This window comes from Burkholderia sp. E168m23 (genome assembly GCF_016586125.1).
Lineage (GTDB): Bacteria > Pseudomonadota > Gammaproteobacteria > Burkholderiales > Burkholderiaceae > Burkholderia > Burkholderia orbicola.
Genome location: NZ_BCPP01001595.1, coordinates 1 through 755 on the forward strand (window position 1 = coordinate 1; position 755 = coordinate 755).

Annotated in this window: 1 protein-coding gene and 2 pseudogenes; all 3 read left to right on the plus strand. The window is 57.6% G+C overall.

The window, feature by feature from the left end; all coding sequences use genetic code 11:
* Positions 1 to 146 precede the first annotated feature (146 nt).
* The gene (locus JMF90_RS39100; protein WP_011544675.1) at positions 147 to 359 is read left to right on the plus strand and encodes an antitoxin MazE family protein; all 213 of its coding nucleotides are present in this window, start codon (positions 147 to 149) and stop codon (positions 357 to 359) included.
* Positions 356 to 475: pseudogene (locus tag JMF90_RS39105) on the plus strand (type II toxin-antitoxin system PemK/MazF family toxin); the annotation flags it as partial. The gene JMF90_RS39100 and the pseudogene JMF90_RS39105, both read left to right, overlap by 4 nt.
* A gap of 102 nt (positions 476 to 577) precedes the next feature.
* A pseudogene (locus tag JMF90_RS39110) lies at positions 578 to 755 on the plus strand (MotA/TolQ/ExbB proton channel family protein); the annotation flags it as partial.

A 755-nucleotide genomic window follows, 5' to 3' on the forward strand; every position in this document is an offset into this window, starting at 1 on the left:
CGATCGATGTTCGACGGATAGGTTCGCCCCCTAACTCAGTCTCCAGGCGTCGCGCCCCTTTCAACGGACTGGTCAAAAAAGACCATCTTTCATTGAACCGTTACATGTAACGCTGTATGCTTCGTTACATGTAACAGGAGGCTACAATGGCAGCTACCACTTCGGAGCGTGTTCGAATTCACCGCGAGAATCTTCGTGCGGCCGGGCTACGCCCAATTCAGATATGGGTGCCCGACGTCCGCCGGCCGGGTTTCGCCGATGAATGCGCTCGGCAATCGCGCATGGTCCACCAGAGCATCGACGAGAACGATCTGCTCGATTTCATTGAACAGGCTACGGACCTCGGACACTCACAATGAATCGAGGGAGCATTGTCACAGTCGCGCTCCAAGGTGATTTCGGCAAGGCTCGGCCGGCGCTCGTGGTGCAGTCGGACCTGTTTGCCGAACATCCCAGTGTAACGTTGCTGCTAATGTCGAGCTCAATGGTCGATGCGCCCTTGATACGCATTACTGTTGTCCCATCCGAGCAGAATCGTATAACTTCGTATAATGTATGCTATACGAAGTTATTACGCTGGGGGATCATGAACTCGTTCCGCGGCCTCGCGAACGTGCAGCAAGCCACGCTCGCGAACGTCGCGCCGGGCATCGCCGAGGCGCTCGTCGCCACCGCGATCGGCCTGTTCGCCGCGATTCCGGCGGTGGTCGCGTACAACCGCTACGCGCACGACATCGACCGCCTCGCGATCCGTT

Excerpts from the sequence above, each read along its gene's own strand:
- JMF90_RS39100 (WP_011544675.1), top strand. The coding sequence starts at position 147 with ATGGCAGCTACCACTTCGGAGCGTGTTCGAATTCACCGCGAGAATCTT.